We start from the raw sequence: 3,205 nt of genomic DNA on the forward strand, positions 1-3,205 counted from the left end.
AAAGAGCTATGGAAAATAAAGAACTCATATAATAAACCATTCTGTCTATAACTCCTTGAAACGAAGAAGTAAATACCGATTTTGAAGCCTCGCTTAAAACGGGCAAAGCCTCGAAACTATAATATAAAGTTCTTACAACCCAATTTTGTCCGTTTATCGCTATAAAAATTAATATAACTACCAAAGATTGAAGCTGCCCTAAAACGGGAACATTCACTTGTGAAATCGGGTCGACAGTTTCAGAAACTCCGAATCCCATCTGTATTTCAAAAAAGTTTGCCATAACCTGATAGGCGGCGAATATAATCGACATCAAAAATCCGATTAATATCCCTATAAGCGCTTCGTTTAATAAAGTCAAAAAATATCCAACGAAAGTAGAAGCCGCTTGAATCGAAGTGTCGGCAATCAAAGGAAATATCGCCGCAGTCGCAACAAAAGCAAGTCCAATTTTAATCGTATTAGGAATAACATTGGAAGAAAACAATGGAGCTACCATAAGTATGGCTAAAAATCTAACCATAATGAGCAGGTAAATCTGAAAGAAATTAACAAAATTATCCATTTTATATTTAATCCTAATTTTAATCTCGCTTTTAATTTTTTATTTTATCTCGCTATCGTTGGCAAAATACTAAATAATCTCACCGTAAAACCGCTTATATAATTGAGCATCCAAGAAGCTAAAAAATATATAACCGTAAGCATCGCAATCATTTTTGGAACGAATGTTAAAGTCTGCTCTTGAATACTCGTGGTAGCCTGAAGTATAGATATAATCAAACCGACTAATATTGAAACTCCAAGTATCGGGGCAACCAACATCATAAATGTCCATAAAGTCCCTTGAACCAAATTAACTATTGAAGTATCGCTCATAACAAAATCCTTTTTTCAAATTCAAATTTATTTTTAAACTTTTTAATTTTTACCTTTTTCAAAAACTATCTAAAACTTTGCACCAACTGAAGTATTAAAAGTTTCCAACCGTCAACCGCCACGAATAAAATAATTTTAAGTGGCAAAGATATCATAATCGGCGGAAGCATTATCATACCCATAGCCATCAAAATCGAAGCCACAACCAAATCTATAACGATAAACGGAATAAACAAATAAATTCCCATCTTAAAAGCTATCGTTAGTTCGTTTATTATAAAAGCGGGAATCACAACCATCGTTGGAATTCTATTTAAATCTTCAACAGTTTGAATTTCTCTTAATCTTATATTTGTGTCGCTTATGCTTAAAAATAAATCCAAACTTTTCATTCCGTTTTCGCCTCTTAAAGAATTAAACATAAACATTCTTAAAGGCTGAATTCCTCTTCCGTATAAATCGTTTACTCCAATCGAACCGTTTAAATAAGGCTGCAACGCGTCTCTATTTATTTGAGTCAAAGTCGGCATCATTATAAAAAATGTTAGAAATAGAGAGAGTCCCATTATTAAAGCTCTCGGAGGAGTTTCTTGCAAAGATAAAGCTCTTTGAACAAAATTTAAAACTATGGAAACTCTTATAAAGCTTGTAGTCATTATTATAATCGAAGGAGACAAAGACAATATCGTAAGCAAAAATAATATTTGAAGTCCCAAACTAACCTGCTGCGGAGTTTGAGCTTGAGCTATATTTAAATCGATAGTCGGAATAGGCATTTGAGCGTAAATAGTATTCGTAAGAAACAAACCCAATATTAAAATAGTTGTAAAAATTTTTCTCATATTTTTCAATCCTAATTTCCCGACTCTTTAAATATGTATTAATTAAAGTTAACATATTATTAAAAAAAGTCAAGTATTATGTTAACTAATTTTTCAAAAAATATTCTAAAACATGCTTATTTTACCGTATTAAATTACAGCAAAAGTCCCATAAAATAACAATTATAGTAATTTCCATCCAAATAAATAAATTTTTTTATTTCGCCTTCAATTTCAAAACCAAATTTTTTATACAATTTCAAGGCTCTTTCGTTATCAATTCTAACCGTCAATTCTATCTTTTTTATCGAGTTTGATTTGCAATAATCAATCGTGTAATCGATTAATTTTTCTCCGATTTTATTTCCCCAATAATTTTTTAAAACCGTTATCGCCAAATCCACTCTATGTTTTATTCTAATTTTATTTACTCCTTCGATGCTGCAAATTCCGATTATTTTATTTTCAGTTTTATTTTTAATTTCGCATAAAAACATTTTTTCAAGTATAGAGCTTTGTATATTTTGCAAAAATTCTTTTTCTTTCTTTACGGTAAATTTTCTTTCGCTCGAATCGGAAATTAAAAAATCGGTTTCATCGGATACAATTTTTATATATTCGATTACATTTTCCGCGTCTTCTATATTCGCTTCTCTTATAAGATAATTCATACAAAACCTTAATAAATAAATTAGAATTATGTAAACTATATTATGATAACTTATTTTGAAATTTTGTAAATATGAAATTTTTAATAAAAATAATTTTTTATTTTAAATTTTATTTTACCTACTTGCATTTAATTCGGTTATAATATATGATAGAATTAATGAAATAAAAAGTAATTATTCATTATTATCAGACTCCTAACACTATTAAGATGGGCTTATAATTCCTTTTTTATAAGCCCATTGATATTTAACGGTAAATTAATCGCATTGGAGAATACATGGAAAAATTAAGAATATCTTCAAAACATATAGACAAACTCGAAGACAATGAAATATTCGTTTTCGGAAGTAATACGCAAGGAGCGCATGGCGGAGGAGCGGCAAGAACGGCTATGAACTTTGGAGCGATATACGGACAAGCATTCGGACTTCAAGGAAAAACTTTTGCAATTCCGACTGTCGATTATACGAAAAGCGGTAAAATGTCGATAGAAACTATAAAAGAATATGTCGACAGATTTTTAGATTTCGCCAAAGAAAATAAAGATAAAAAATTTTTGGTGACGGAAATAGGATGCGGAATAGCGGGCTTCAAAGTATCCGATATAGCTCCGTTATTCAAAGAAGCTCTTAAAGACGAGTTCGACAATGTATATTTGCCAAAAAGTTTTGTAGATTATTTAACGAAATAAAAATAAATAATTGAAATAAAACGCTTGACATATTTTTTAATTTATGTTATATTTTAGCATAAAGTTAATGGAAAATGGATAAAGTAGTTATGATTAATAAAAATTACTATAAATTAGCATACTATAATTTCGTTAAGCAAAG

General features: G+C 29.6%; 5 protein-coding genes. 1 reads left to right on the plus strand and 4 read right to left on the minus strand.

Going from position 1 to position 3,205, the window contains the following annotated elements; genetic code table 11:
* The 4 genes from EZH24_RS09085 to EZH24_RS09100 form a co-directional block, all read right to left on the minus strand.
* A partial coding sequence (locus tag EZH24_RS09085) for a flagellar biosynthetic protein FliR (protein WP_137998842.1) occupies positions 1–565 on the minus strand: 565 nt, incomplete at its 3' end.
* Positions 566–609: 44 nt separating this feature from the next.
* A complete protein-coding gene (gene fliQ, locus EZH24_RS09090) occupies positions 610–879 on the minus strand; it encodes a flagellar biosynthesis protein FliQ (RefSeq protein WP_137998843.1) in 270 nt (89 codons plus the stop codon).
* Between the two features lie 65 nt (positions 880–944).
* The gene (gene fliP, locus EZH24_RS09095) at positions 945–1,721 is read right to left on the minus strand and encodes a flagellar type III secretion system pore protein FliP (protein WP_137998844.1); all 777 of its coding nucleotides are present in this window, start codon (positions 1,719–1,721) and stop codon (positions 945–947) included.
* Positions 1,722–1,855: 134 nt separating this feature from the next.
* Positions 1,856–2,371 carry a GNAT family N-acetyltransferase gene (locus EZH24_RS09100; RefSeq protein WP_137998845.1) on the minus strand — a complete coding sequence of 172 codons (516 nt, stop codon included), beginning with the start codon at positions 2,369–2,371 and terminating at the stop codon, positions 1,856–1,858.
* Between the two features lie 278 nt (positions 2,372–2,649).
* Between EZH24_RS09100 and EZH24_RS09105 the strand changes: the two genes are divergently transcribed.
* On the plus strand, positions 2,650–3,063 hold the full coding sequence (locus EZH24_RS09105) for an A1S_2505 family phage non-structural protein (protein WP_137998846.1): 414 nt from the start codon (positions 2,650–2,652) through the stop codon (positions 3,061–3,063).
* Positions 3,064–3,205 lie beyond the last annotated feature (142 nt).

Source organism: Brachyspira catarrhinii, from assembly GCF_005518285.1.
Lineage (GTDB): Bacteria > Spirochaetota > Brachyspiria > Brachyspirales > Brachyspiraceae > Brachyspira > Brachyspira catarrhinii.